General features: G+C 39.0%; 1 protein-coding gene. It reads left to right on the forward strand.

Annotated features, from left to right (window positions below):
* Positions 1–105 precede the first annotated feature (105 nt).
* Positions 106–1278, forward strand: a complete 1173-nt coding sequence (locus tag FC81_RS09435; RefSeq protein WP_057746220.1) for an IS256 family transposase — start codon at positions 106–108, stop codon at positions 1276–1278.
* The last annotated feature ends 48 nt before the right edge of the window (positions 1279–1326 follow it).

Consider the following 1326-nt stretch of genomic DNA (forward strand, 5'->3'; position numbering starts at 1 on the left):
GAGTGTTTAAATAATTATGTGTAAATGAATTATTGGGAATTGAAAAAGGGAAGCCTCTCCCTTATGATAGTTAGCGTCTAAACAAACATCACAGGAGGCTTCCCCATGAATCAGTTTACCAAAGAAATTGTCACAGCACTAGCTCAGAATCAAGATTTAGACCTCATTTTTAAAGATCACCTAGAAATTGCCGTTAATGAATTACTTCAAAATGAGCTTTCCGCCTTTTTAGGCTATGAACGCTATGATAGAGCTGGATTTAACTCTGGTAATTCACGCAATGGCAACTACTTAAGAACCTTCAAAACTAAATATGGCGAGTTGAATCTCACGGTTCCACGTGATCGTAATGGCGAATTTATTAACCACACCTTACCTGCTTATCAGCGCCAAACAGACCAACTGGAACAGACGGTCATCCAGCTTTATCAAAAAGGCATTACTACCCATGAAATCTCCGATCTCATGGAAAAAATGTATGGTGCTTATTACACACCGCAAACAGTTTCTAACTTAACTAAAGTCGTTAATGAACAAGTTGAAGCTTTCAAAAGTAGAACATTGTCAGAAAAATATGCGGTTATCTATCTGGATGCCACTTATCTGCCGTTAAGACGCGACACCGTCGCAAAAGAAGCAGTCCACATTGCGATCGGTATACAGCCTAATGGGCATAAAGAAGTCTTATCATACAAAATAGCGCCTACTGAATCTGGTGCAATTTGGACAGAGGTATTGGCTGATCTGAAACAACGAGGGGTGCAACAGAATTTACTTTTTGTGGCCGATGGCTTAGTTGGATTGGCGTCTGCGGTTGGCAAATATTACCCCGAAGCCGTTATTCAACAATGTCTCGTTCATGTAAGTCGTAATATCTCGCATCGTATTCGTGTGAAAGACCGTAAAGAAGTCTTAGGTGATTTTAAATTAATCCATCAATCATCTGATAAACAGGCGGCAGAGCACAGCCTAGCTAACTTTATCAATCGCTGGCGCAAACGATATCCTAAAGTTACCCAAGGGTTATTAGAAAATCAGAAATTATTGACGTGTTTTGATTTCCCAGCAGCTATTCGGGCTAGTATTTACAGCACAAACCTAATTGAATCATTTAATAAAAAATTCAAGCGGCAGACTAAAAAACGTGAACAGTTTCCAAATGAGGAATCCTTAGAAAGAACCTTGATGACGGTTATTCTGGATTACAATGACAAGTTTGATCAGCGGGTGCATAAGGGATTCAACATGGTTGAAGACACATTAGAATCTATGTTTTAAAAAAAGGACGAGAGGCTTTTCTATTTACACATAAAATTTGACACTCTC

The organism is Liquorilactobacillus capillatus DSM 19910 (assembly GCF_001434915.1).
GTDB lineage: Bacteria > Bacillota > Bacilli > Lactobacillales > Lactobacillaceae > Liquorilactobacillus > Liquorilactobacillus capillatus.